We start from the raw sequence: 26,646 nt of genomic DNA on the forward strand, positions 1-26,646 counted from the left end.
GTGAAATAGGGATCTATTCCTTGTTCTCACTTTCCAGTTTTTGATTGGTGGCGATCGGCCTCACTAATATGTGAGTACCGTTATACGCATTCACAAACATGAACAAAAATGAATTTAATTCTATATTGTTGAATTTTATTCATAATTGAGAATGGATACGACTCTTGATTGAATATTTTCACTCAAAAATAGGATGGGTAATGAGAGGTAAGAACGCCCTAAGCAGGGCGTTATTTTGTCGGGCGCGAATCAGCAAGAGAAAATGGAATGACCGGACAATTGAGCACGATGTCCGTTCGTTCAATGGTCACTAAGCCTTGATCCTCTGCGGTTAAGACCGCCTCTTCTGAGGTCAGTTCTGTGGCTTTACTTGGGTCTTTCCACACAACAACATACATCAACCAAAGCGGCGAGTAATGCGGATTGTCACTCGCATACCCCAATGGCTCAGGCACAGAGGCAAAAACCGTTCGTGCTTGCTCTTTGTTTGGGAAGGAATACACACGCTCTAACGCGGTTTTTACCTGGGGTGGCTTAGGATACTGAGGTATCGTATTTCTCAACCGAGGGGCATAATTCGCATTTTTTGCCTTGGCTACCGCTTGATCGGAAACATCTGTCGTAATATAAAGAACCTCTTTGCCCTCGTGCCACGCGCGTAATATAGGAAACGACACCGACTGGACTGATGTCACGACATCCACAGCAGGTCGGCTACTACACGCGGACAATAACAACACAACAACCCATAAGAAATACGGACGCAACATGCCATTCACTCCAACATATTTTACGGAAAAAGAGCCTTAAACATTACCAGTTATAAATTATTACACATTTATACTCCAAACCGCCCACGAGACGCGCATGATAAATAAGCTTGAAATACATCATCTGAGAACATTAAGCGCTCTCTATCAGTTCGGCAGTATTTCAACGGCGGCAGAACATTTAAGTGTTTCTCAACAGGCAATTAGTCTTCAACTTAAAAAGATAAGAACCATTCTTGGTGATCAACTCTTTGTTAGAACAGGCCACGGAATGATTCCAACACCCTACGCCAAAGACATTGAACAACACATCGAGAAAATATTAACCCACATAAATAGCATTCCTCTGTCCAATACGTTTTCACCGCAAGAAATAACAAGAACACTAGTCATCTGTGCAACAGACTACACGCAAGAAGTGATAGTAACCGACCTAATTAGAGAGCTTAGACAGTTCGCACCTAAAGTCAAAGTGATCGTCACCAATATTGAACACGCCAATCTCACCCAAAAAATCCATCAAGGCTCAATAGACATTGTTTTTACCACCAGCGCCTATGTTCCCGAAGGGCTGATTTCCACGCCATTATTTATAGAAAAGTACTTATGCGTGACAGCAAATAAAACCATTGAACGTACTCATGACCTATCACTACAACAATTAACCAAACATGATTTTGTCATCACTTCGCCTGGTGTGGGCAGCTTTATAGGCTCTGCAGACACTTGGTTTGAACAACAAGGTTTTCCACGTCAGGTTGCCGTATCCGCCCCATCCTTTCATATGGCGAAAGAAACCATAAAACATTCAAACATGGTGGGGTTTATTCCTTCGAGACTATTACCGTACGAAGGACTATTTGAGCTTCCATTAGAAAAATACCCACCGGGTTATCAAGTCGTTGCGGCCTATCACCCAAGCGCAAAACATGACCTATTAATTAGCTGGTTACTGGATAGCGTCCAGAAGAAATTTACTCATTAAAGAAGCATCAGCTTGTATGAGTAACAAGCTAAGCTTTATCGTCAACCACGTCATTCACCTCTACTCTATCGTCACTTTAAACACCATGTAGAGGTCATTATGTCCATTAAACGCATTAACCCATCATCTTTGTATGACGGCACGGCGACTGGCATGTCACAAGCCACAATTGATACAGACACTGGGTTGATTTTTATTTCAGGGCAAGTCGATTGGGACACCGATTTTCACACTCAGAATCACGACATGAAAACGCAAACTGCCAATGCAGCAAAACACTTAATCACAGTTCTAGAAGCGTCTAATTCTTCAGTCGAGAATATCTTGCAGTTACGTGTCTATGTTCGCGGTGAGGTTGCAGACCATATGGCCGATATTGTCCCTATTATCGCCAGCACATTAGGCATATCACGCCCAGCCTTAACAGGTATTGGGGTCGCCTCTTTAGCTTCCCCAGAGACCTTAATTGAAATTGAAGCGGTTGCAAAAGTGGCTCGATAGAACACTGGTCCCCATTTTAACCAAGAGGATAAAATCGGGATTACCTTGCACGTCTATACATCATTTTCTTTCCCTTTCGCGTATTTATAAACCGTATTACGGCTGACGCCAGCCGTTTTGGCGGTTTGTGAAACATTACCTTTGAATTCGCTTAACAGGCGAGGAATCAGTCTTTCTAAGGGTTCATCTTGTTCTGTCGATGCAGACGCTGTTAGATCAAATGATGCGGAAGCATCCAGATCATCAAAGAAATCATCAGGCAAGTGCCATTCTTCCAATACTTCCTCATCGGCCATGGCCATGCCGACTTTCAGTACATGAGCAAGTTGACGCATGTTACCCGGCCAGGGGTGTCTGACCAATAATTCAAGCATATCTGACGATAAAGCAGGGCCGGGTTCTTCTTTACGCAAGCGATTGTGTAGGTATTGAATCAATTCTGCTTTGTCGGTTCGATCACGCAATGCGGGTAACTCTATGTTCAAACCCGAAATTCGATAGTATAAATCTTGGCGGAAACGGCCTTCTTTTACTTCGTCTTTTAAGGTGCGATTAGTGGCTGAAATGAGTTTAATATCAACAGGAAAGGCTTCCGTTGAGCCTAATGGCGTCACCACTCTTTCTTGTAAAACACGCAATAAACGCGACTGCACCGCCATGGGCATTTCACCGATTTCATCCAGAAATAACGTGCCTCGATGTGCACGACGAATCAAACCGATTGAGCCTCGATTTTGCGCACCTGTAAAAGCGCCTTTTTCGTAACCAAAAAGTTCAGACTCTACCAGCTCAGCCGGAATGGCCGCGCAATTTACCGCCACCAGCATCTCTTTGGCACGAGAGCTGTGATAGTGCAAACTGCGTACGAATATCTCCTTCCCCGCCCCGGTTTCCCCATGAATCAAAATTGGAATGTCTTTTTCCATGATCTTATGGGCTTGACGCACCAAACGCTCTACTCGCTCATCTCCATGTTGTAGTTCAGCCAATGGAATGACGTTATCTGGGATGGCGATTGAGGACGGTTTCTCCGTATCCTTCACCTTATCTGGTGACGAATTTTTTTCATTCATAACAATGGCTTCTGATTGAGGCGGGGCAACGTAATCAGCACGCTGACGAAAGTCTGGTACACGCATAATTTGCTGTACTGGCGGAATCACTTTGACATAAAACTGATAACGCCCCATGGCAATCAGTTTCATCGGCAAACTATAAGGATGATGTTTGATTTCACGCATTTCAATATCAAACACTTGATTGATGTTCAACAAGGCTAAGTCTCGTGCCAACACCACCTCCGCGCGACGATTTGCCGACACAATGGTGCCGTTTTCGTCAAGCACCAAAATACCGGACCAATGACTGTCCAAACTGACCACATTGGTATTAAAGCTGAGGATAAAATGTTCTTGCTGAAAGGCCGAAAATATCAGACGATTTTCGACGCTCAAAGACATGAGTTTGACCATGCCAAAAGTATGATCTTGGGGTAAATACGCGTCGGAAGAAATGTCCAACACTCCGACCAAATCGTTTTTGGTGTTGTAAATGGGCGACGCTGAACCGACCATAAAACGATTGGCGCGCAAAAAGTGTTCATCACGACCCACTTGAATCGCTTCACCCGTGATCAAAGCAGTACCGATGGCATTCGTGCCCGCGCCCATTTCACTCCATTGATTACCACCGACCAAACCATGTTGCGCAGCACTACCAAAACGCGGCTGCCCCCATGTGTTCAGCACATGACCTTGACGATCAGCCAAGACAATCATGCAAGCCGAATTACTCAGAATATTTTCATAGTACGGCAGCACTTCGTTTTCTGTCGTTTCTAGCAAACTACGATGCTGGTCTATTAGGTCACTCAGGGTGCCTTTTGGCAGAGTCGCAAAATCTGGACGACTACCGTGGTCCAAACCGAACTGTTCACAACGATACCAAGACGCTTGAATTCTCTCTTTGTGAGTCTGTGTCAGCCCCGCCTCCGCAGTGGACGCAATGTCTGTGGATATGGTCGCCGTTTGTGGTTGTTTTTGTTCTTTTTCATCTTGCATTTCCAACTCCAACACAGCGGTGTAAACATCAAAACTGTGCATGAAATGTTCATTGTAATGAGCAGACTGTAAACACTTTGAACACTCGTGAACAGTCCTTTTTCAAAAGCGAAAACTACCAAAAACAATACGGAAATATAATAAAAATTATATTTATCAATCACTTAAACAAAATTAATACAGGAAAATTATTTTTGGCACAGCTTTTGTAATGTACTTATCCATCAAGGTGCGTTCGCTTTTGAGCTTTTAATGATCAACAAGACGATCGCACTTAAAAAAACAATAACAACAAAAAGGTACTCACAATGTCTCTGACGCTGCAGAATGTATCGCGCGTTGTTGAAGGTGAGACGTGGATCGATCAGGTAAACCTGTCTCTCGAACCCGGCTCTTTCAACGTTCTACTTGGACGCACGCTGTCCGGTAAAACCACGCTGATGCGCCTTATGGCCGGTCTTGACCGTCCAACCAAAGGGAAAATCCTCATGAATGGGGTGGACGTCACTGGTGTGCCAGTGCGCGAACGTAACATCTCCATGGTGTACCAACAGTTCATCAACTACCCCAACCTCACCGTGTACGAAAACATCGCTTCACCTTTGCGTCTGGCAAAAATGGATGAAAAAGAAGTCGACCGCCGTGTACGTGAAACCGCGGCGATGTTGCGCATCGATCCTTTTCTTGATCGTCTTCCATTACAACTCTCTGGCGGCCAACAACAACGCACCGCCATGGCGAGAGCCTTGGTCAAAGATTCACAAATTATCCTCTTCGATGAGCCATTGGTTAACCTTGATTACAAGCTACGGGAAGAGCTTCGTCAAGAATTACGCGCCTTGTTCAAAGCACGTAATTGCATCGCGGTATATGCCACCACAGAGCCCAATGAAGCATTAGCGTTAGGTGGCAACACCGCCGTCTTAAACGAAGGGCGTTTGCTGCAAATGGGACCAACCGCTGAGGTTTATCATCAGCCAAAAGACATCATTACCGCAGAAATGTTCTCTGAACCGCCCATCAATGTGGTTCCTGGTCGCGTCAGCGAAGAAGAAGTCACCTTCGACGATACGGTACATTTCCGTTTAAACAGCGATTTGCGTCGTCTTACACCGGGTGAATATCAGTTTGGTGTACGTGCCTCACATATTGGTCTCGTCCCTCATTCAGACGATGATTTGGAATTGCCCGTTCGCGTTGATCTGGCAGAAATTAGTGGCTCGGAAACCTTCTTGCACGTCCATAATCCGCATTTTGATTTGGTACTGCACCTATCTGGGGTTCATGCCTACCAAGTGGATCAAGAAATTAAGGTCTACTTCCCAACGCACAAGCTTTACGCCTTCGATGCCCAAGGCAAGATGGTGCATTCCCCCGCTCGCATGAGGGATCAATAATCATGGCTTCTATTACCCTAAATGCCTTAGCGCATACCTACACAGAGAATCCAACCAAACCAGAAGACTACGCGATTCGTGAAATGACTCACGTTTGGGAACAAGGCGGTGCCTTTGCTTTATTGGGTCCGTCCGGTTGCGGAAAATCCACCCTGCTGAATATTATTTCTGGCCTGCTGAAACCGTCTAATGGTGAGGTCTTGTTCGATGGCAAGCGCGTCAATGAGCTAAAACCGGAAGAACGTAACATTGCACAAGTGTTTCAGTTCCCTGTGGTATACGACACCATGACGGTGTTTGATAACTTAGCCTTTCCCTTGCGCAATATTGGCGTGCCGGAATACAAGGTGAAATCAAAAGTCTATGAAGTGGCTGAAATTCTCGAACTGTCGGACCAGCTAAAACGCAAAGCCAAAGGCTTGTCGGCGGATCAGAAACAAAAAGTCTCTATGGGTCGCGGCTTAGTACGTGACGATGTATCGGCGATTTTGTTTGATGAACCCCTCACCGTTATCGACCCTCAGTTGAAATGGAAACTACGTCGTAAGCTCAAACAAATCCATGAACAGTTCAATATCACCATGGTGTATGTGACCCACGATCAATTAGAAGCCTCGACCTTCGCCGACAAAATTGCCGTCATGTACAACGGGCAAATCGTCCAGTTCGGCACACCTCGAGAGTTATTCGAAAATCCTGCGCACACTTTCGTTGGCTACTTTATCGGTAGCCCTGGCATGAACTTTTTTGACGCTGAACTGAAAAATCAAGGCGGGAAAGAAGCTCTCATGTTTGGTGACCATGAAATCTCCGTCAGCGATGCCATGCTGACACGCTTAAAAGCCATGGGAGCCAATAAAGTCACCTTGGGCATTCGTCCAGAATTTGTCCACGTTTGGGACGGTAAAAACAGCGACGCGTTTCATGTTGATGTGGACTATGTAGAAGACCTGGGTACTTACAAGATTTTGTCTTTCTTGTTTCATGGGCAAGTGATGAAAGCCCGCCTCAGTGAAGATCAGAAAGTTCCTTCTGGGCAAATTTATGTGAGTTTTCCAGAACAGTGGACCAAGGTCTATGTAGACGATTACTTGGTTGACTTAACCGATTCTGCTGTCGATCACGACAAGAAAAAGGAGATCCAGCATGCAAATTAAAGTCGAAAACAACAAGGCATGGTTCCTTGTTTTACCGGTTTTTCTCATTGTGGCCTTCTCTGCCATTATTCCATTAATGACAGTGGTCAATTATTCGGTACAGGATATTTTTGACCCCTATACACGTTACTTTGTTGGCACAGAATGGTTCAAACAAGTGATGCTGGACAGCCGCTTGCACGAAGCCTTACTACGCCAATTCCTTTACTCTTTCACCATCTTGGCCATTGAAGTGCCATTGGGCATTTGCGTGGCATTGATGATGCCAACCAAGGGTCGCGGGGCGTCATTGGCTTTGATCTTGGTTGCGATTCCCCTGCTGATCCCATGGAACGTAGTCGGTACGATTTGGCAAATATTTGGCCGCGCTGACATTGGGTTATTTGGGGCATTTATGAGTAGTATCGGTGTCGATTACAACTACGCCTCTGACCCGACCGACGCTTGGCTAACCGTGGTATTAATGGACGTCTGGCACTGGACTCCTTTAATCGCGCTGTTGTGTTATTCCGGTTTGCGAGCCATTCCTGAGGTGTATTACCAAGCGGCGCGTATCGACCAAGCCTCTCGCTGGGCTGTATTCCGCTATATCCAACTGCCTAAACTCACTAACGTGCTAATTATTGGTGTGTTATTGCGCTTCATGGACTCTTTCATGATTTATACCGAACCCTTTGTGCTTACAGGGGGCGGCCCAGGCAGCTCCACGACTTTCTTGAGTCAGTCGTTAGTACAACAAGCCATCGGCCAGTTTGACCTTGGTCCTGCGGCCGCGTTCTCTCTAGTGTACTTCTTAATCATCTTGCTCGTGTGCTGGGTGTTCTACACCACCATCATGAACATGCAAAAAGACAAGTAGGAGCGGATCATGACGCAATCGTCAACGAAACCCATAGAACACGCTTATAAAGTCACCAAAGAACAAGCGCCCGTGTATAGCCGCGCGGAACGCAAAATCCGCAACGCGAATCTACGTGGTCGCTTTGGCCTAGCGCTGTACATTGTATTGCTGTTACTGCCAATCTATTGGCTTGTAAACATGTCGTTCAAAACCAATACCGAGATTCTCAGCGGATTGTCCTTTTTCCCTGAGAATTTTACCCTAGCCAACTACGCCAAGATCTTTGGTGATCCAACATGGTACATGGGTTACGTCAACTCCATATTCTACGTATCCATGAACATGGTGATTAGCTTATTAGTAGCTCTGCCTGCCGCTTATGCGTTTAGCCGCTATAAGTTCATTGGTGACAAGCACATGTTCTTCTGGTTGTTGTCCAACCGAATGGCACCACCAGCGGTATTCCTATTACCTTTTTTCCAACTGTATTCCTCAGTCGGTCTGTTCGATACCCATATTGCGGTGGCCTTGGCGCACTGTTTGTTCAACGTGCCATTAGCGGTATGGATTCTAGAAGGCTTTATGAGTGGCGTGCCACGTGAAATAGACGAAACGGCGTACATCGATGGCTACTCCTTTCCAAAATTTTTCGTACGCATCTTCATTCCTTTGATTCGCTCAGGCATCGGTGTAACGGCCTTCTTCTGCTTCATGTTCTCTTGGGTAGAGCTACTGCTAGCACGAACGTTGACGTCGGTCGATGCCAAGCCTATCGCGGCCATCATGACCCGAACCGTCTCGGCGTCGGGTATGGATTGGGGGTTGCTCGCCGCCGCAGGTGTACTGACTATTCTGCCGGGGATGCTGGTCATTTACTTCGTTCGTAACCATGTGGCGAAGGGCTTTGCCCTTGGTCGAGTGTAAGGAGAATTATTATGGCTTGGATGTCTTGGACATTACCGACTGCCCTGTTTTTTATCGGCATTGCTGTGATCTTGGTCGGCATGACCACATGGCAAATTATTTCACCTTGTGTAGAGCGCCGTGGCTTTTTGCCACTGGCCACGACACGTGGTGATCGCTTATTCATAGGCCTGCTGAGCAGTGCCTTTATCCACCTTGCATTCGTTGCACTAACGGATGTGAACATCGCGGTGGCAACCGTCCTGTGCGCATTTTGGATGGTGATTCTAATGCGCTGGGGCTAGTCAGCGTCCCTAATCAATAGGAACGATGGATTATTTGGCATGGAAGCCACATAGAAAAACTAAACTTTGTTGAGGTAAATTATGCACTACAATAAGAAAAAAATTGCACTCGCCGCCTTACCCTTTGCTGTCATGATGCACTCGGCTAGCTTATGGGCCGACGCGTATTCTGACGCTGCCAAGAAATGGGTAGACACGGAATTCACAGTTTCGACGCTGAGTAAACAACAACAGTTAGACGAATTACAATGGTTTACCGAGGCTGCGAAAAAGTTTCGCGGTATGGAAATCAACGTGGCGTCTGAAACCTTAACGACTCACAAATACGAGTCACAAGTCTTAGCCAAAGCCTTCCAAGAAATCACGGGGATTAAAGTCAACCATGACTTGATCCAAGAAGGTGACGTCGTTGAAAAACTGCAAACGCAAATGCAGTCTGGTCGCAACATTTACGATGCCTATGTGAACGATTCTGACTTGATCGGTACACACTTCCGCTACGGTAAAGTGGTGCCTATTTCCGACATGATGACCGGCGATGGCAAAGAGTTTACATCACCCACCTTAGATCTTGCCGACTTTATCGGTCTGGATTTCACTACAGGGCCAGATGGCAAGCTTTACCAATTACCAACCCAACAGTTTGCTAACCTTTATTGGTTCCGTGCTGACTGGTTTGCACGTCCAGATTTGAAAGAAAAATTCAAATCCATTTACGGCTATGAGCTAGGTGTGCCTGTTAACTGGTCCGCTTATGAAGACATTGCCGAGTTCTTCACCGATAAAGTGCAAAATGTTGATGGCACGCGTGTTTATGGCCACATGGATTACGGTAAAAAAGACCCTTCTCTAGGCTGGCGCTTTACCGATGCTTGGTTCTCTATGGCAGGTGCTGGCGATAAAGGCACACCAAACGGTTTACCTGTAGATGAATGGGGCATTCGTATCAAAGATGCCTGCTCTCCGGTTGGATCCAGTGTTTCTCGTGGTGGCGCAACCAACGGCCCAGCTGCCGTATATGCGACGACCAAATACGTTGAATGGTTGCGTAAGTACGCGCCACCAGAAGCACAAGGTATGACCTTCTCTGAATCTGGCCCAGTGCCAGCGCAAGGTGGTGTCGCACAACAAATCTTCTGGTATACCGCATTTACCGCTGACATGACGTCGCCAGGCCTTCCGGTTGTGAATGAAGATGGCACGCCAAAATGGCGCATGGCACCTTCTCCAGTAGGACCATACTGGGAAGAAGGCATGAAGAAAGGTTATCAAGACGTGGGGGCTTGGACCTTCATGAACTCAACACCAGAAGACCGTCGTCTGGCCGCGTGGTTGTACGCTCAGTTCACCACAGCAAAAACCGTTTCTTTGAAGAAAACCTTGGTCGGTTTGACGCCGATTCGTGAGTCAGATATCAACTCTCCAGAAATGGCCGCTGCCGCGCCTAAATTGGGTGGCTTGGTTGAATTCTACAAAGGACCAGCACGCAAACAATGGTCACCAACTGGGATTAACGTGCCAGATTATCCTAAGCTAGCGCAACTTTGGTGGCAGTACATTTCCCAAGCCGCAAGCGGGGAAGCGACACCACAAGAAGCACTTAACGGCCTAGCGGAAGCACAAGACAAGGTAATGGAACGTTTGGAACGCGCTAACGTACAACCAATATGCGGACCAAAAATGAACCAACCACGTGACGAAGCTTACTGGTTAGCGCAACCTGGTTCTCCAAAACCAAAATTGGCTAACGAAAAACCACAAGGCGTAACGGTCTCTTACGACGACCTACTTCGTTCTTGGGAATAAGATCTTCTCGTTATTGTCCACAGCACTCTGAACCTTTGACCGGCCTAGGCCGGTCTTTTTTTTGCTTGGTAAAAAAACAAGACGCAAATAGGATTTAGAATAATCAATAAGGTAGGCTAAACAAGGTATCAATGCGTCATGGGTTGATCATCTGCCATCAAGGCTTTCAGCTCATCCTGCAAGCTTTCGATTTTTTCCACCAGTATATGCTGCTGTGAAGGTGGTATTTGGGCAATATCTTGAAGCGATACTTTTTCTAAGTTTTCAAGCAGACTAACCAAATGCTGTATGCGGTCATCTTTTCTGTTCATGCGGGTTCTCTCCGTAGATGCATGGTGACTACATAACCATAGACAACTTTTTCCATTTACTCTGTCATAAATGAGAAAAGTTATGTAAAAAATTGAAGTATTTACAGAAATCTACAAGGATAATAATCATTATCAATGTAACAGAGCGAAAATAGCCCGAAATCTAACAGCTGCCTTTTTTCGCTTGCCCAGGTGGACAAAATTTACCGGATTGACCACTCTCTTTTTGCCCGACATCACTTTTCGCTTCAATATCAATGCCAGCCAATTTTCCGCCAACTCGGTTTATTTCACAGCCTGTTAACGACACAAGGCTAAAAGCCATAATAAGCAAAGCTGTTCGCATCTTTGTTTCCTCAATTTTTAACGTTGAAGAAGCATAGCAAACCCTGTTTCACACCAGTGTACGGCTTTACACCATCATGACTAAGATTTTCGTTATGCAAAGATCACTGACTTTTCCTTTTCAAGACCATCCTCCATTGAACCCGACGTTAATGATTTTGCCCGAAAAAGCGCTGACTAATCTCTGCCGCTAAATGAGACGCAAACATAGGGTGAGGAATAGGTGCAACAGCGAGCACAATATCGACAGAGGGTAATGCAGGGAGAGTAAAATCTTCAACAATACTGAGGCCATAGGAAACACTGGATCGCGCCATCGCACTGATACCTTGGCCTTTGCGCAGCAAACCTTTAATCGCCGTAGCACTGGAACTACTGCACATCAATCGATATTCTCGCCCCTGTTTTTCTAGCCCATCAATGGCTGTGCTGTGAAACTTGCAATCAGGTTCATACAACACCAAAGACAAGGGATTTTGCTTTTCTATTGGTTCATCCGTTTGCAGATTTTCTCCCTTCACCCACACGCCAGAATCGTGTTTAAGCAGATAGCCTTCTTCCGCATCTGGTGCACGGGTCAAAATAGCGACATCTATTTTGCCTTGATCTAGCATCAAACGTAGTTGCGTACTGCAATCACAAACGACTCGAAGACTCTGCTGTGGCAGGATCTGACGAATCAAGTCCACGATGGAAGGCAATATCGATTCAGCATAATCGTCAGGACAACCAATGGTCAAAGGTGGATGTTGAAGATGAGTAGAAAAATGCCCTAACGCTTCATCATGCAAAGAAATAAGACGTCTGGCATAACTCACCAAATGCTGACCTTGTTCCGTCAAGCCAAGGTTACGGCCTTCTTTCACAAACAGAGCATGTCCGGTTTCTTCTTCCAGCTTTTTCATCTGCATACTGATGGCACTTTGTGTACGAAACGTCTGTTTTGCCGCACGGGTAAAACTGCCCGTATCAACAAAAGCAATAAAGCTACGGAGTGAATCAATGTCCATGAAAAATCATCTATCAAGGTTTGGAATAGGAAACATCAAAACTATTCGTTAGTCGTCAGAAAAACAAGCAGCAATAATGCATTTCTTAGCCAGTAGAGACATCAAAAAGGAACCTTGCAAAATGAAACTGATCATCGGCAATAAAAATTACTCATCTTGGTCTTTAAGGGGTTGGTTGGCGTTAAAAGCCTTCAACATTCCATTTGAAGAAATAAAACTCAGCCTGTTTAGCGACGAATTCCGCACTGAACTAGCCAAATACACTCCCGTCAGCAAAGTACCCGTATTGGTGGATGGTGATTTAAGCGTGTGGGATTCTCTCGCTATTTGCGAGTACATCAATGAAAACTATTTGGATGGAAAAGGCTGGCCTGCGGACAAAAACAACCGCGCCGTAGCACGCTCAATTGTGGCTGATATGCACTCTGGATTATTTGCTATTCGCAACGAAATGCCGATGAACTGTCGTGCGAAACGTCGAGTCGAGCTCAGTGACAAGGCAAAAAAGGAAGCCGCAACCCTAGATGCTCTCTGGTCTGGTTTACGCACTAAACACGCCCAAAATGGCGACTACTTATTTGGTGAATTCAGCTTTGCCGATGTCTTTTTTGCGCCCGTTGTCTTCCGCTTTTCGACTTACGGCGTCCAACTTTCGGACGCCGCCAGCGCCTACCACAAAACCATGCTCGCACGCCCAGACATGCAAGCATGGTTAGAAGATTCTGTGGCAGAAATTGAAATAATCTCTCAAGCTGAAACAGGCGAAGCCATTTAATTTTTTGGTGATTCATCATCCAACAAAAAACGAAAGCCAATGATGACTTTCGTTTTTTATGTATCAAAAGGCCAATTAATCTTTAAATTGTTTCGTATCAGCCTGCCATGATTTAACCAATTCTTTCTGGTCAATCATTTTGTACACCCATTCACGGCCATCTTTCAACTTTTTAAACAGTTGCAATTCAACCAACCCATTCAATACAGTCGCGGCGGTGTTGTAGGAACAACCCAAGTTGTCTTTCACATTGTTGATGGTAAAAGAAACGGCTTTCTCACTTTTTGCCACTTGAAAAACCGTCTGCTGCTTATCGGTCAACTGACGATACAAGCCAGAATCCCACAACCACTTGTTAAACACTTCGGTTTGCTCTACTGACTCCTTGTAGGAAGCTTTAAATTTATTAATGGCCCGAATGATAATTCGACACTGATGATCAACAAAGTAGGTTAAATCCATCTCGTCCGTTTCGGTATAAAGATAGCTTTTACCGTATTGCACAGGCGCTTCTTTCAATAACAAGCTGATCGCAATATAACGAAACGCTGCAAACTCGTTTTTAAACATGTACCAATAAAACAGCGCCCTAGCAACCCGACCATTACCATCATGGAAAGGGTGTTCGTAGCCAATCCTGAAATGTAGCGTGATAGCCTTCACCAGAGGATGGATATAACCCGAACTTTCCGCATCATGATGTGACTGATTGACCCATCTCACCAACATATCAAGTCGACTACTTAAGGATTCGGCTTTGGGTGGCGTATGAACCACTTCACCGTCATTGTTCTCTACCACCACATCATCAGTCGTTCGAATCATACCCGGTTTGTATTTATCATCTTCAATACCTTCCACACCGATCTGGTGAAGTTCCTCGATAAATTCAACCGAAAGAGCTTTGTTCCTATGTTCCCACGCAAACTTCATCATTCTGAAATTACCAAGAATCATTTTTTCATCAAGGCTTCTAGGCTTTCTCGCCCGTTTCAGCATATCTTTTGCGACTTTCGTTGTGGTGGCTGCCCCTTCTAACTGACTGCTGCTGATGGCTTCGTCTTCAATCAGGTCATTCAATAAATAGTCTAGATGCTTCTGCTCACCGATCTTGTTACACATCCACTCCAATGCAGCGGTTGTTGTATTTCGATCCGTCTCACTGATGGCTTTTTGGATGGTTAGCGTGAGATAAAAACTAGGTAAACTAAAATCTTCATAATCACCAATGAAATAAAGAGTATGCTTTTGCTTATCTCTAGCCTCTTTGAGCAACGACCAAACCAATGCAAAGTCTAGCTTTTTAGGCAAGCGATACTTGAGTTCATCAAAATGAAAATATCGCCCTCTGTTATCTACTGGCAGCATATACTCTACATAATCAAAAACAGATTCAGGGTAATGCTCAGAAAGGTATTTTGTGGGATTTTTTATTAATTCTTTAGGGGCTAAAGCAATCATAACTATCTCAAAAACAAGAATAATTGAGATAAAGATAGCAAAGAAAAGAATATCTGTCTCAAAAAAACACTATTTTGAGATAAGTATTTCTAGATGGCACACCTCCTTTCACCCCAACCCAATGGTATGATGGGCCTAAATTAAAACGCTAATGCTGAACGGGAAGCCAATTCGATGACATTCTCTAAACATGAAGATTTCCAGAACAAAGGAATCCTTAAGCTTGCCAATGTCATTGATGTTGATATGGTTGCCGATGTACAAAGCCATCTTTGGCAGGAAGTGAGCCACAAATTTGGCATTCATCTTGATGAACCTAGCACTTGGTTTTCCAATGCTCACAACCCTGTCGGAGACGCTGGTGCAAAACGGCTAAACGGTATGGGGTCGATAATGCGAGATCTAAAAGCATCGGGGAAATTGGACGAAATAGAGCACGCTATTCAACCTGTTATCGACCACGTATTTGGCGCTCACACTTGGCGTCCGCTAGACCTTTGGTATTCTTTATTAAGTTTTCCAGGCTCAGAGTCAGCTTGGAATGTGCCTCATAAATCTTGGCACTGCGATGAACCTGCTGTGGTGGGTGACACCGAACCGTGGAGTCTGTTTGTTTTTGTATTTCTCGATAATGTCACTGCCGATATGGGGCCAACAACGGTCGTATCTGGCTCTCATCGACGAGCGGAACGTCTCGCAACAGCACTAGGAACATCCAATAACGCGGCGTTAATAAACGCCTTTGAATCGGTGAACAGCGGACTGTTTGAAAACCCTGAAGACGTCACGCTACTGCCCATGGATCAGGTTTTAGCCCCCCTCATTCAAGAAGACCCTTGGTTCCAAGAGCTGGTTAAAGAGGGTTCCCCTGACCAGAGAATTCAACGATTCATAGAAGAAGGCAATTCGCTGCATGGCATCGAACAAAAGGTTGTCACCTTAACCGGTGCCGCAGGCGATATCATCGTGTTTGATCCGCGCTGTCTGCACACGTTTTCGGCCAATGTTTCTGCCCTTCCTAGACAAGTATTGCGACTCGACTTTAAACGCCAATTATAACCTACCGCAAACGCTATGATTTCCCGTAAAATACAGCATTCACTCTATTCTTCCCAAGGCTTTCATGACAACAATGACACGCAACGACGAACAAGCAGATCAACCCGATGAGACATTAAACAATGCGAGAAACGCGTTTGAAATCAGCTTGTCTAACTTCTCTACTGATCACACAGAAGTCGTTGCTGATATGTACAGAGTGGTTGAAATCTTGCTTAAACAAAAACAGTTTGCCGAGGCATTAAAAGAAATCGAGCAGTTAAAGGCCTTGGCGGTTTCGAATAAAAAAATCAAAATCGCCATGCTTGAGATGAAAGGTCGAATCAAACAGGTCGGCGCTAGATCAGGCTTTCGATCCAGAGCCACCAAGAAATATACGACCAAAAAAACCAAGAACAGTTAGCCAATCGCAGCAACTTACGTGTTAAAAATTACGCCTCGTGTTCGAGGAGAAATTCCGTTAGCCGTTTATTCACTTCCACTGGCTTTTCAAGTTGTGGCGTATGGCCGCACTCTTCTAAAATAATCAGCTTAGAAGCTGGCGTCATGGCTTGAGCATGTTGCGAATGCGCCAGTGGTATCACCACATCATGCCTGCCATGAATAAATAAGACGGGCTTTTTCGTTGCCGATAAAATGGCGAGCGTTTTGCTATAGAGACTTTTTCGCTGACCGAATATCGTCGTTATTTCTTTCAGTGTCGCAACAAAGGCCGCTTGAGCCCCTTCTCGCATAACATTTCGAGCAATAATGGCTTTTGATTTGTCAGTCACCTCTTCTTGATTATAAAAAATGGCTTTGATCTGGTTATCAATGGCCATCTTTCCGGGCTTTGACATCAAGTCCCCTAAAATAGGTAGCGACATCAAGCGAAATGGAAGTGGAGAGTCTTTGCCAAGCCCTGCTGCATTTAATAAAACGGCGTGAGTAACGCGTTCAGGGTAGGCATTCATCATATGCACACTGATTCCTCCCCCCATAGAATTTCCGCCGACAATCGTTTGATCAATTTTTAGAGCATCTAAAAAATACCATGCGAAACGTGCATATGTTTCTATGCCAAAGGCATCATGGGGAATATCTGACAGGCCATGACCGGGTAAATCCCAGCTGATGACTCTCAGATGGTCTGCTAAAGCATCCGCTTGCGCCTCCCAGGTTTCTAGCGATGAGCCAATACCATGAGTCAGTAACAGGACCGGCTTTTCACCGCCAGTGTCTCGATAACGAATCGTATAGCCTTGAACGGATGTGTATAAATCTTCCAAAATAGTGCCCTCTCATTGTTTTTATATTTATTTGGATAAATAGCAAGGCACATGCCATCTTTAATGATGGACGCTAGACTACTGATATGAAAGGTTTAACTCTTTGATTAGCAAACAAAAAAACCAGTTTTTACATTGGCTTTTTTGGCGTTTAAGTTTCTTTATTTTCTCATCAAATGATAAAACAGAAAAACAAGGAAGGTAGATTTCTTATCATTTAAACAATCGCAGACAACTATCAGATCCAGTCAATCAAACCAAAAGCTTGAAGCGGTCTACTCGACTAAAGCAACAAGTACAGAATCTATCAACTCAGCGGCGAGGACTGATCGATTTGACGATTTTTACGGCGTTTTATATTGAGTAAAATCTTGTGTTTTTCCGGAAAACAATAAGTCTTGCTGAACACGAGTAAACGTCAGTGCATCATTGACACGTGAATCCACATCAGTAGGGCAAGATACACTCTGTTTCATTAAGAAATCTTTCCGCCAGGAGTAACATTTTCGACCATTGGTGGCGAGGTCAATTTCGGTTAAATAATCCCCCGTTAACCAACCAAAGTTCCCATTGTGGTAATAATCCGCAAAGGCCGACATAGGGTCAATATGAAACAAATCTCGACCTGCAAACCAAGGAATATTCGCGCCTAACATGCCAGCAACAGTCGGAACGATATCACGCTGAGAGGTAATCGCCGGAAAGGTCGTGCCCATCTTCTCATGGCCCGCCGAGTAAATCAGGAAAGGAATCGAGTACTCAGACAAATTAGAGGAAGTGAAACCCGCGGTATGATCTGCTACAAAGGCGTAAACAACCGGCTTTTCGAAGGCTATCGAAGACATTTTGGCGAAAAAGTCAGCAAGAGCCTGATCAGAAAAGCGCAATACATTTAATTTAGAGGAACGAGACGAACCATCGGTAAACGCACCTTCAATACCTTTTGGTAAGGAAATATCGTGGGTAGTGTTGGTGTTAATACCTAATAAAAATGGCTCTTTAATCGTATTTTCGACCTTATCAATAATGAAGGAGTACAAATCTTGATCATAATAACCCCACGCATTTTGGCCATATTGCGTTTTGTCATCGTCAAAATCCTCCTTGCCGTAACTTTTCTCAAAACCTATTGCTTGAGCAAAAGAGCCGACACCGCTCGTGTTTTTGTGTGACCCTTGGAAGAAACTAGTATCCCAACCTTTTCGCTTCAAAATCTCAGGCAAGCACTCGTAATCAAAAGACTCTAATTGAGTGTGAGCAACGGATTTTCCTAATGGGTTTTGTGAACTACAAAAAATGGAATAAATACCTTCAGATGTCCTATGACCACCAGCTATCATCAGGTCAGCAGAAAACGACTTGGCTTTTAGCTGTTGAAAAAAAGGCGTGACGACTTGACCTTCTGGCGAAATTTGGTTCTCCTGAGACCAGCTTTCCAGCAAAATAAACACTAAATTGTAGTCTTTAATATTGTCTATATTTAACGTCAGCTTATCGTCGGGGTACAGATGAGAAAGGTTGCCTTTATCATGATTAATCACCACTTGCTGAAGCTTATTATGAGCGCTAATGATAGAAAAAGCGGTGCTATAAGCACCATTAAGGCTTAACATCGCCTTTTTACTATCGCCAATAGTGTACGCAAAAGAAGGCTTCAAAGGTAGATCAGAAAACCCTCCACGAAAGAAGAACACCGTTGAAAGCAAAATAACAAAAAGCTCAACGGGTAACATTAATAATCCGACTTTTCCTGCATTATGCCTACTATTCACATTCACTTTAAACGACAGATAAAATAGCACTACGGCAATGACAGCAATAGGAAGGGTTTTATCTGAGTCGAAAAAGATATTCGAGCCCTGTGTCATCAACGAAAAAGGCGTGGCAAGAAAGCTGGTCACTTCGTAGGAGGTATGCCGGTGTGCATCAGCGAAATACAACATATCAGAGAATTGCATCGACATTAACGCGACTTGTAAAAACACCAGAACCAAGCGACTAAACCGATTCAATAAAAGATAATTGATAACTAAAAAAGCAAAAGCAAAAAAAGCCGCAACAGCAAGATCAAATCCTCCCCAGAAAAATGCATGCAGAAGGCCTGTCGCCTCTAGGTCTTTAAAGTAATCAAAGTTGAAGTATAAAAACGCCGCTTTAAGAATCAGAGTCGAAAAATAAAAAAAGACAAAGACCTTATAGAATAAAAACACTTTACTGCTTGAAAAAAAGGTATTCATAAATTCATCTATATTTGTGTGCATGCTCGATTGAGGTAGGCGGCAAAGCATTGCCAAATAATATTTCCGGCGAAATAACGCGGCATATTTTAAATCAACTAGACATCTTGTGACCAGTTTTTTGAACGCACAAACATGATGGCGGCTCGATAATATGCCATGAGGATGAAATAGATCGACATGAAAATGGCGCTAAATCTGGTTTGATCAAGCGCCATCACAAGGTGAATAAAAGTAAGAAAAAAGACTCAATCAAAACGGAAGCTAGACGCGGTCCAACCACCAAAAAGTCCTTCATCGTGATAAACGCAAGTTGCTTTGCCATTTTCTGCGGCACCAAGAGCGACCATCAACGGAATAAGATGATCTTCCCTTGGGTGACAAAGGCGAGCATAAGGCGCTTTGTCCCACTCAACAATACTTGCGCTGCGTTCAGCAGGCTCGGATTCTAACAAGGTTTCTTGCAACCAAGCATCAAACGCACTCGAAGGTACTTTCGCTTGCGGCCCTCTTAAGCCAAGGTTGTGAAAGCTCAAACCGCTGCCGACAATTAATATGCCTTCTTCACGCAATGGTGCCAAGGCACGGCCTAACGCCATGTGTTCTTCTGGGTTTAGGTTCGATTTAAGTGACAACTGAACCAATGGCATGTCAGCCTTTGGGTACATCACGGCCATTGGCGCAAACGCGCCGTGGTCGAAGCCTTTTTTATCATCCAGATCCACAGCAAAGCCTGCGCTTTTAATGAGTTCAGCCACACGAGCGGCGACATCTGGTGCGCCCGGAGCTTGGTATTTCACTGCATAGGTATGAGCGGGAAAGCCGTAATAATCGTATTCCATGCCCGGAGCTGGGCTGTATTGAACGCCGAAAGTTTTGCGTTCCCAGTGACCAGAAATCATCAAAATCGCTTTGGGGTTTTCGGGCAAGTCTTGCGTCATCTTAACCAAAGACGCTTCAAGATTCGAAAACATAGCGCGCATATCTGGCATATAAGGCCAAGGGCCGCCGCCGTGGGAAATAAAATAAGTGGGTAACATCATCATTCACCTCGAAAACTGGAATAATTAGCCAACTCACTAAAAGCTGAATTGGCTTTATTTGATATCAGCAGTCTAGGCTTGTGACCTTGCTTGATCAATATGCGTCCAGTTAACCCATCATTTCATTTAAATTAATAATGTAGATAAAAATACTGTTTATATTTCCTTTTGATTAAGCGGATAATCCGCAAAACCAACAGCTAATACATCTAATGTGACATCTCGGAAGCGTTCGAGTAATAAGGCTTCAGCTTCAATCAATACGTCACTAATGGCTTGATTAACGGCGATCTCAATGGGGCACGACGTGTGTTCATCAGACAGGCCAATAGTAAACACGGAGCTTTCACCAAGCGCGTTATGAATATCCAGCAGGGTAATGTTTGATAAGGGCGTTGCCAAGGACCAGCCGCCGCCATGGCCTTTGACCGAGGTAACGTAACCTTTGTCTCGCAAACCCGCCATGGTTCGACGCACTACAACAGGATTGGTATTGAGCATACTAGCAATTTTTTCGGAGGTAGCAGGCGCATTCAGCTGATCCATGTGAATCAGTACGTGCAACATGCGGGATAAACGGCTGTCTTTTCTCATCAGTAATCTCATAGCGAATAACGATGCGTGCATTCTAACTCAGTTTTTCATGAAACATTAAAAGTATCGTGAGTTGACTTCAGTGTTTCATGTAACTTATGATGTTTCATAATGTCATTGTGTTTAACTAAACTAAGGAACAACTCATGCAACTTGACGTTATTGTGATTGGTGGAAGTTTTGCGGGCCTATCTGCCGCCATGCAGCTCGCAAGAGGACAAAGAAAAGTCACCGTAATAGACGCCGGCGAACCCAGAAATAGATTCGCAGATGAATCCCATGGTTTTTTCGGGTTGGACGGCGTATCTCCATTGGCGATTCAACAAGAAGCCTATCGCCAACTCTTAAAATATCCGACAGCAAATATTATTAAAGATAAGGCTGTCGCCGTTAATAGGCAGACATCGGGCTTTCAAGTTGCTCTTACGGACGGCACTTACCTTAATAGTAAGAAGCTCATATTAGCAACGGGCTTAAGGGACGAGTTGCCCAATATCCCTGGCTTAAAAGAACGCTGGGGGGCGACCGTTATTCACTGTCCTTATTGCCATGGTTATGAAGTGCGTAATCAACCACTCGGCGTTATCGCAACCAGTCCTTTGTCTGCTCATCAGGCAGGCATGATTCCAGATTGGGGACCCACCACTTACTTTACTCAGGGCCTTTATGAACCGGATGAGGAGCAACGTACATTTTTATTAAAACGCGGCGTCACCATTGAAAGCACCCCTGTATTAGAAGTACTGGGACGAGCACCAGAAATTACTTCCGTTTACCTTGCCGATGGTCGCACCCTCCGCGTCGCCGCGCTTTTTATTGGTCCAAAAACTCATATGATGAGTCCGTTTGCAGAACAGCTTGGATGCGAATTTGAAGAAGGGCCGCTTGGTTTGGTGATTAAAACCGATGCTTTTAAACAAACGTCAATAGAAGGCGTGTTTGCCGCCGGTGATGTGTCTAACCCGATGCAAAATGCCACACTGGCATCGGCTTCTGGTGTCATGGCGGGTGTAGGTGCTCACCAAGCATTAATACGAGAGTAAACGCTACTTTTCTGTGTTTGAGGTGATGATTTTTATCTAGCACCTCTTATTTTTGATGTTTTATGTGAAAATCTCGTGTAATGAATATCTCCTTTTATACGCTTTTAAGAAGCGACTTAACCTCTAAACAGCGCTGAAAATGCCTTCTGAGTCAACACTCTGTCAGGATTGAGCAATACCGTATGAAGTAAGTCGTGATAAATGTTAATAAGCCGTTACAATCGGCCATTCCCCCATTTTTCACGCTGTAGAAAAACGAGTGACAAACGCGCTATGCTGATTAAAAGAACAAGCAACAAAGAAAAACATCATTATTTATCAGGAGATAAAATATGTCTTTTAACATCGCAAAACGCACGCTTCTCAGCAGTATTATTGCAGCGTCTTCACTGTCCACATTGGCACTTGCACAGCAACAGGAAGGTTTTACCATTACACCAAGTATTGGTCATTACAATATGGATAATGATCGTAACACTGAAGACGATACGTCTTATTCATTAGGCCTAGGTTACCAATTTAATAACCCATGGGCGGTCGAGTTTGTTTACCTAAATGCCGACTCTAAACAATCTGGCGGTGGTGACGTAGATGTGGACCAATATCGACTAGATGGTTTGTATCATTTACCGAATGTAAGTTCACTTAACCTGACACCTTACTTAGCTGCCGGTGTTGGTACAGCCGACTTCAGCAATGGCGAGGATAACAACACACAGGTCAACGCGGGTGGTGGTTTGAAATACGCGATTAATGACGCAGTGTCATTACGTGCGGACTTCCGTCTAGTCAACGACGTTGAAGATCATCATTTAGATAATGTCACCTCACTTGGTGTACAAATGACGTTCGGTGGCTCGTCATCCAATTCATCCTCTGACGACCAGGGTTACACTCCTGTTGAACAGACTTACACACAAGTAGAACCACAAACCGCTCCCAAGGAGCCTGTGGAACAAGTGAAAGAAGAGCCTATTGCGGCAGCTCCTGTGGTAGAAGAAGCCCCTAAACAGGTTGACGTTGTGGCTGAACCACCAGGTAAAATTAATATTCAATTTGGTATTAACAAAACCAACGTAGAACAGAAGTATTATCCTGAAATCGCGAAAATTGCTGACTTTTTGAAAGAAAATCCAGGCAGCACTGTCATGATAGAAGGCCACACTGATGACACTGGGACAGCAAGCTACAACCAGATGATTTCAGAAAAACGCGCCAAAGCGATTGCCGATGTGCTCACGCAAACCTTTCAGGTTTCAGCGTCACGAGTGAATTCGGTCGGTTACGGTGAGGAAAGACCTTTCGTAGAGAACGATAGCGAAGAGAACCGTCAGATCAATCGTCGTGTTGTCGCTATTATTTCAACCAGCGAAGCCTAAGCGTTTGATTCACCCTCCCAAATAGCCTGCTGCTAAGGCAACGCTCGATATTTTATATCGGGCGTTTTTTTTGGCTTGTCGCTCTGACTTTAAAGCGTTCTTATAAAATAGCAAATTTGAACCGCAGCTTTTATGAAAACAGCGTACTTACTTTGATCACAATAATTTTTGGCATTTTTAAAGTGAAAACTTACTGTAATAAACAGCGCATTTCCTACACCCTTTAGGGTAGGTTTTGATCAGCTAATTGCTTGAATATACACACTTTGGTAAAGCTTACGTCATGATTGAGCAGCCGAGGTTCATGTCCCATTTTTTGCGCATTTTTCGAGGGGTTTTCAATCGAAAAAATCAGCGTAATCTGGATAGCGAACAACAAAACGTTATGTTCATTAGGAGAAATTAACATGTCTACATCTTTTAAAAAACGTACTCTTTTTAGCGGTGTTCTGATTGCTTCATCCCTTACAACAATGGCATACGCAGCACAACCTGAACAAGGCATCACAGTCACTCCAAGCATCGGCTACTACAACGCTGACAGTGATCGTCAAGCAGGCAATGACACGTCTTACTCTATCGGCGTTGGCTATCAAACCAACAGCGCACTAGCCTTAGAGGCGGTGTATCTTCACTCCGATGCCAGCAAGCGAGGACGCGAGAATGATCTAGACCAATACCGAGTGGATGGCCTATACAGCCTACCAGCCTTCACCATGGTCAACCTAACGCCTTATGTTGCAGCTGGTGTGGGTGTTATGGATGTCGATGGCGATTCAACTAACCTACTGGTGAACGCAGGCGGTGGTGTTAAATATGCGATCAACAGTGATGTGGACCTTCGTGCCGATTTCCGTCTAGTAAAAGACATCGAAGATAACCATTTGGATAACATTACTTCTGTCGGTGTACAGTACAACTTTGGTATGCCAAATCAACAAGCCTCGAATTAGGCTTAGGCGATTAACAATCCCATCATCGAACATGAGTCGATGTTCTTAGGTTAGAAGGTTCAAATTAAAATAATGCCCAATGGCAACATTGGGCATTATTATGCGCACAATACTTAAGACACTAATTCAGCTCGCTACGCTAAGAATTTATTCACACCCTGAGCGGCCCAATGCCCCGTAGCAAAGCACGCGGTTAACAAATAACCGCCCGTTGGCGCTTCCCAGTCCAGCATTTCACCCGCACAGAACACACCGGGCATGGCTTTTAACATGAGCATGTCATTCAGACTGCTTTCACACACCCCACCCGCACTGGAAATCACCTCTTCAATGGGTTTCGTTTTATAAAAGTGAACTGGCATGGCTTTTAAGCATCGCGCGAGCGTCTCTGGCGTCTGGAAGGCGTCTTTAGGAAAAGATTCATGTAACAACGCCGTTTTTACACCTGTTATGTTCAGTGTACGTTTTAAGTACTTGCTAAAAGATTCTTTTGGCTTGATGTGACGCAATTTCTTGATTACTTGCTCTTCGCTTTGCAAAGGCAAAAGATCCATCAATAAAGACGATTGGCCCGAGCTGTTAATGCCATCACGCAGATATTTAGAAAACGCATAAATAAGACTGCCTTCCATACCGTCCTGAGTGACAATGCATTCTCCCTTTTTCGTCACCACTTGTCCGTCTTCAAATGTAAAAGAAAACGCCACATCTTTTAATGGACTGCCTGCAAATTTCGTTTGTAAATGCTCACTCCACTCACTGTAAAAGCCACAGTTGGCACTCTGTAGGGGAGCAACCACTACGCCTTTTTCAGACAACAGTGGAAGCCAAGCCCCGTCTGAGCCCAACTTTGGCCAACTGCCTCCCCCCATTGCAAGGACAATGGCATCGGCCTGAACAACAACACTATCGCCTGCATGATCAAACACCACTTCATTAGCCGACAAGCCAACCATTTTATGACGCATATGAAACTGCACACCGGCGTCTCGTAATCGTTTTAACCAGTTACGCAACAGTGGTGCCGCTTTCATGTCTTTGGGGAACACTCGCCCAGAGGTACCCACGAATGTTTCTATGCCTAAACCATGAATCCATTCGCACAAGGCATCCGCATTGAACTGACGAATGGCCGTATCCAACCACTCGGCTTTATCGTAATAGCGTTGAATAAAATCGGGGTAGGCTTCCGAGTGGGTGATATTCATGCCCCCCACACCGGCTAAGAGGAATTTACGACATGCACTGGGCTTGGCATCGTATACATGAACCTGATGGCCTGCGGCACAAATGCCTTCGGCGGCCATCAAACCCGCAGGACCCGCACCGACAACAACGACTGTTTTCTGCGTTTGTAACGCCTTTTGCATACTTACCAACATCAATTCAAAGAGACACTTAAAAAAGAAGTGCATGATAAAGAACTTAGGCGTAATCACCAATGCTTTCAACGCAAATGAAACCACTTTACCAATTAAAATAGCACTCTAGCAGACAAAATTTCGATGTGACTCGCTTTTTATAGATGCTACTATTTAACCCTACGAAACTTAATAAAGTTGGTATGCGAATCACTAGCTTTGACATGAAGGATGTTAAGTGAAGGTCAGTTTAATCGTTGCAGTCTACAAAGACATAGAAGCCTTGTCGTTGATTGTAGAGTCTCTCAGAACACAAACCTATAAGAACTTTGAACTTATTGTCGCCGAAGACAATAATAGTGATGAGGTGCGTGCCTTTGTCAGCACGATTAAAGATCTTGAGGTAATACATACGACTCAAGAAGACATTGGTATTCGCAAGTCGCGATCACAAAATAATGCGATTTTAGCGTCAACGGGGGAATATATTATTTTCATCGATGGCGATTGTTTACCCTACAGTACCTTTATCGAAAGTCATGCTTTGCTAGCAAAAAAAGGTCAAGCTCTTGCTGGGCGTAGAGTCAATTTAGGGCCTAAATACAGTAAAAAAATCCGTACTGGGAAAATGAGTGCCTTAGAATTAGAGCGTAAGTATATCCAAAAACTACCTAGTCTTTGGAGAGATTGCGAAGAAGGCCATATCGAAGCTGGCATTTATCTTAAGCCTCATAGCAATCTATTCCAAAAATGGATCTACCCTAAAAGTACCTCTATTGTTGGCTGTAATTTCTCTTGCTTCAAAAGCGACTTGATCACTATTAATGGTTTCGATGAAAGCTACGGAGAAACATCCATTCCCGATGATACGGACATAGAATGGCGACTTAGGGCTTTAGGTTTGCAAGTCAGAGCTTGTAAGTTTTCAGCCAATCAGTTCCACCTTTATCATACCCGCTCTTCCAGAGACTACTCCGGTAGCCAGTATGAAACTGATATGTTGGAGCGAAAGTCAAAGGGCATGTTTAAAGCAAGACAAGGCTTAGATACCCACTAATCATATGATGAAAGTAGAGAAAACG

26 protein-coding genes are annotated in these 26,646 nt (G+C 44.5%); 15 read left to right on the forward strand and 11 right to left on the reverse strand.

Translation table 11 applies throughout. From position 1 onward, the window contains the following. Window positions 1–230: 230 nt before the first annotated feature. Entirely contained in the window at window positions 231–770 is a 540-nt protein-coding gene (locus tag DK187_RS11025; RefSeq protein ID WP_111607400.1) for a DUF7482 domain-containing protein, read from the reverse strand. Between the two features lie 97 nt (window positions 771–867). Between DK187_RS11025 and DK187_RS11030 the strand changes: the two genes are divergently transcribed. Beyond that, window positions 868–1,755, forward strand: a complete 888-nt coding sequence (locus DK187_RS11030) for a LysR family transcriptional regulator (RefSeq protein ID WP_111607401.1) — start codon at window positions 868–870, stop codon at window positions 1,753–1,755. 99 nt (window positions 1,756–1,854) lie between these two features. Further along, the gene (locus DK187_RS11035; RefSeq protein WP_111607402.1) at window positions 1,855–2,256 is read left to right on the forward strand and encodes a RidA family protein; all 402 of its coding nucleotides are present in this window, start codon (window positions 1,855–1,857) and stop codon (window positions 2,254–2,256) included. A gap of 53 nt (window positions 2,257–2,309) precedes the next feature. On the opposite strand, the gene DK187_RS11040 is transcribed toward DK187_RS11035, so the two are convergent. Next, window positions 2,310–4,358 (reverse strand): sigma-54-dependent Fis family transcriptional regulator, encoded by a 2,049-nt coding sequence (locus DK187_RS11040; protein ID WP_223232281.1) that lies wholly within the window; start codon window positions 4,356–4,358, stop codon window positions 2,310–2,312. Window positions 4,359–4,624: 266 nt separating this feature from the next. On the opposite strand from DK187_RS11040, the gene DK187_RS11045 reads away from it, so the two are divergent. The 6 genes from DK187_RS11045 (at window position 4,625) to DK187_RS11070 (ending at window position 10,725) form a co-directional block, all read left to right on the forward strand. Next, window positions 4,625–5,713, forward strand: a complete 1,089-nt coding sequence (locus DK187_RS11045) for an ABC transporter ATP-binding protein (RefSeq protein WP_111607403.1) — start codon at window positions 4,625–4,627, stop codon at window positions 5,711–5,713. Between the two features lie 2 nt (window positions 5,714–5,715). Then, window positions 5,716–6,870 carry an ABC transporter ATP-binding protein gene (locus DK187_RS11050; protein ID WP_111607404.1) on the forward strand — a complete coding sequence of 385 codons (1,155 nt, stop codon included), beginning with the start codon at window positions 5,716–5,718 and terminating at the stop codon, window positions 6,868–6,870. Next, the gene (locus DK187_RS11055; RefSeq protein ID WP_111607405.1) at window positions 6,860–7,729 is read left to right on the forward strand and encodes a carbohydrate ABC transporter permease; all 870 of its coding nucleotides are present in this window, start codon (window positions 6,860–6,862) and stop codon (window positions 7,727–7,729) included. Before DK187_RS11050 ends, DK187_RS11055 begins: the two co-directional genes overlap by 11 nt. Before the next feature lie 9 nt (window positions 7,730–7,738). Further along, entirely contained in the window at window positions 7,739–8,635 is an 897-nt protein-coding gene (locus DK187_RS11060; RefSeq protein WP_223232280.1) for a carbohydrate ABC transporter permease, read from the forward strand. Between the two features lie 11 nt (window positions 8,636–8,646). Then, the gene (locus DK187_RS11065) at window positions 8,647–8,919 is read left to right on the forward strand and encodes a DUF2160 domain-containing protein (protein WP_111607406.1); all 273 of its coding nucleotides are present in this window, start codon (window positions 8,647–8,649) and stop codon (window positions 8,917–8,919) included. An 81-nt stretch (window positions 8,920–9,000) separates the two neighbouring features. Next, on the forward strand, window positions 9,001–10,725 hold the full coding sequence (locus DK187_RS11070; RefSeq protein ID WP_111607407.1) for an ABC transporter substrate-binding protein: 1,725 nt from the start codon (window positions 9,001–9,003) through the stop codon (window positions 10,723–10,725). Window positions 10,726–10,853: 128 nt separating this feature from the next. On the opposite strand, the gene DK187_RS11075 is transcribed toward DK187_RS11070, so the two are convergent. From DK187_RS11075 to DK187_RS11085, 3 genes are all read right to left on the reverse strand, one after another. Beyond that, complete coding sequence (locus tag DK187_RS11075; RefSeq protein ID WP_111607408.1) at window positions 10,854–11,036, reverse strand: hypothetical protein; 183 nt, start codon at window positions 11,034–11,036, stop codon at window positions 10,854–10,856. Window positions 11,037–11,199: 163 nt separating this feature from the next. Continuing rightward, a complete protein-coding gene (locus DK187_RS11080; RefSeq protein WP_111607409.1) occupies window positions 11,200–11,382 on the reverse strand; it encodes a hypothetical protein in 183 nt (60 codons plus the stop codon). A 148-nt stretch (window positions 11,383–11,530) separates the two neighbouring features. Continuing rightward, on the reverse strand, window positions 11,531–12,391 hold the full coding sequence (locus DK187_RS11085; RefSeq protein WP_111607410.1) for a LysR family transcriptional regulator: 861 nt from the start codon (window positions 12,389–12,391) through the stop codon (window positions 11,531–11,533). 121 nt (window positions 12,392–12,512) lie between these two features. On the opposite strand from DK187_RS11085, the gene DK187_RS11090 reads away from it, so the two are divergent. Next, window positions 12,513–13,166 carry a glutathione S-transferase family protein gene (locus DK187_RS11090; RefSeq protein WP_111607411.1) on the forward strand — a complete coding sequence of 218 codons (654 nt, stop codon included), beginning with the start codon at window positions 12,513–12,515 and terminating at the stop codon, window positions 13,164–13,166. A 75-nt stretch (window positions 13,167–13,241) separates the two neighbouring features. Here DK187_RS11090 and DK187_RS11095 read toward each other — a convergent pair whose 3' ends face one another. Next, complete coding sequence (locus tag DK187_RS11095) at window positions 13,242–14,627, reverse strand: Fic family protein (protein WP_111607412.1); 1,386 nt, start codon at window positions 14,625–14,627, stop codon at window positions 13,242–13,244. 174 nt (window positions 14,628–14,801) lie between these two features. Between DK187_RS11095 and DK187_RS11100 the strand changes: the two genes are divergently transcribed. Beyond that, window positions 14,802–15,686 carry a phytanoyl-CoA dioxygenase family protein gene (locus DK187_RS11100; protein ID WP_111607413.1) on the forward strand — a complete coding sequence of 295 codons (885 nt, stop codon included), beginning with the start codon at window positions 14,802–14,804 and terminating at the stop codon, window positions 15,684–15,686. A 64-nt stretch (window positions 15,687–15,750) separates the two neighbouring features. Continuing rightward, the gene (locus tag DK187_RS11105; RefSeq protein ID WP_162623493.1) at window positions 15,751–16,089 is read left to right on the forward strand and encodes a hypothetical protein; all 339 of its coding nucleotides are present in this window, start codon (window positions 15,751–15,753) and stop codon (window positions 16,087–16,089) included. 28 nt (window positions 16,090–16,117) lie between these two features. On the opposite strand, the gene DK187_RS11110 is transcribed toward DK187_RS11105, so the two are convergent. From DK187_RS11110 to DK187_RS11125, 4 genes are all read right to left on the reverse strand, one after another. Next, window positions 16,118–16,954 carry an alpha/beta fold hydrolase gene (locus DK187_RS11110; protein WP_162623494.1) on the reverse strand — a complete coding sequence of 279 codons (837 nt, stop codon included), beginning with the start codon at window positions 16,952–16,954 and terminating at the stop codon, window positions 16,118–16,120. A gap of 344 nt (window positions 16,955–17,298) precedes the next feature. Further along, window positions 17,299–19,191, reverse strand: a complete 1,893-nt coding sequence (locus DK187_RS11115) for an LTA synthase family protein (RefSeq protein ID WP_162623495.1) — start codon at window positions 19,189–19,191, stop codon at window positions 17,299–17,301. 248 nt (window positions 19,192–19,439) lie between these two features. Next, complete coding sequence (locus tag DK187_RS11120) at window positions 19,440–20,231, reverse strand: DODA-type extradiol aromatic ring-opening family dioxygenase (RefSeq protein ID WP_111607417.1); 792 nt, start codon at window positions 20,229–20,231, stop codon at window positions 19,440–19,442. A 159-nt stretch (window positions 20,232–20,390) separates the two neighbouring features. Then, window positions 20,391–20,828: an Rrf2 family transcriptional regulator gene (locus DK187_RS11125; RefSeq protein WP_111607418.1), complete on the reverse strand. Its 438-nt coding sequence runs from the start codon at window positions 20,826–20,828 to the stop codon at window positions 20,391–20,393. Window positions 20,829–20,974: 146 nt separating this feature from the next. Between DK187_RS11125 and DK187_RS11130 the strand changes: the two genes are divergently transcribed. From DK187_RS11130 to DK187_RS11145, 3 genes are all read left to right on the forward strand, one after another. Then, window positions 20,975–21,871 carry an NAD(P)/FAD-dependent oxidoreductase gene (locus DK187_RS11130; protein WP_111607419.1) on the forward strand — a complete coding sequence of 299 codons (897 nt, stop codon included), beginning with the start codon at window positions 20,975–20,977 and terminating at the stop codon, window positions 21,869–21,871. 332 nt (window positions 21,872–22,203) lie between these two features. After that, window positions 22,204–23,250: an OmpA family protein gene (locus DK187_RS11135; RefSeq protein ID WP_111607420.1), complete on the forward strand. Its 1,047-nt coding sequence runs from the start codon at window positions 22,204–22,206 to the stop codon at window positions 23,248–23,250. 407 nt (window positions 23,251–23,657) lie between these two features. After that, entirely contained in the window at window positions 23,658–24,203 is a 546-nt protein-coding gene (locus tag DK187_RS11145; protein WP_111607422.1) for a porin family protein, read from the forward strand. Between the two features lie 134 nt (window positions 24,204–24,337). Here the strand turns inward: DK187_RS11145 and DK187_RS11150 are convergent, their stop codons facing one another. Then, the gene (locus DK187_RS11150) at window positions 24,338–25,573 is read right to left on the reverse strand and encodes a TIGR03862 family flavoprotein (RefSeq protein WP_111607504.1); all 1,236 of its coding nucleotides are present in this window, start codon (window positions 25,571–25,573) and stop codon (window positions 24,338–24,340) included. Between the two features lie 229 nt (window positions 25,574–25,802). On the opposite strand from DK187_RS11150, the gene DK187_RS11155 reads away from it, so the two are divergent. After that, on the forward strand, window positions 25,803–26,621 hold the full coding sequence (locus tag DK187_RS11155) for a glycosyltransferase (RefSeq protein WP_111607423.1): 819 nt from the start codon (window positions 25,803–25,805) through the stop codon (window positions 26,619–26,621). The last annotated feature ends 25 nt before the right edge of the window (window positions 26,622–26,646 follow it).

Origin of the sequence: Marinomonas arctica (assembly GCF_003259225.1) — a bacterium.
Classification (GTDB): Bacteria; Pseudomonadota; Gammaproteobacteria; order Pseudomonadales; family Marinomonadaceae; genus Marinomonas; species Marinomonas arctica.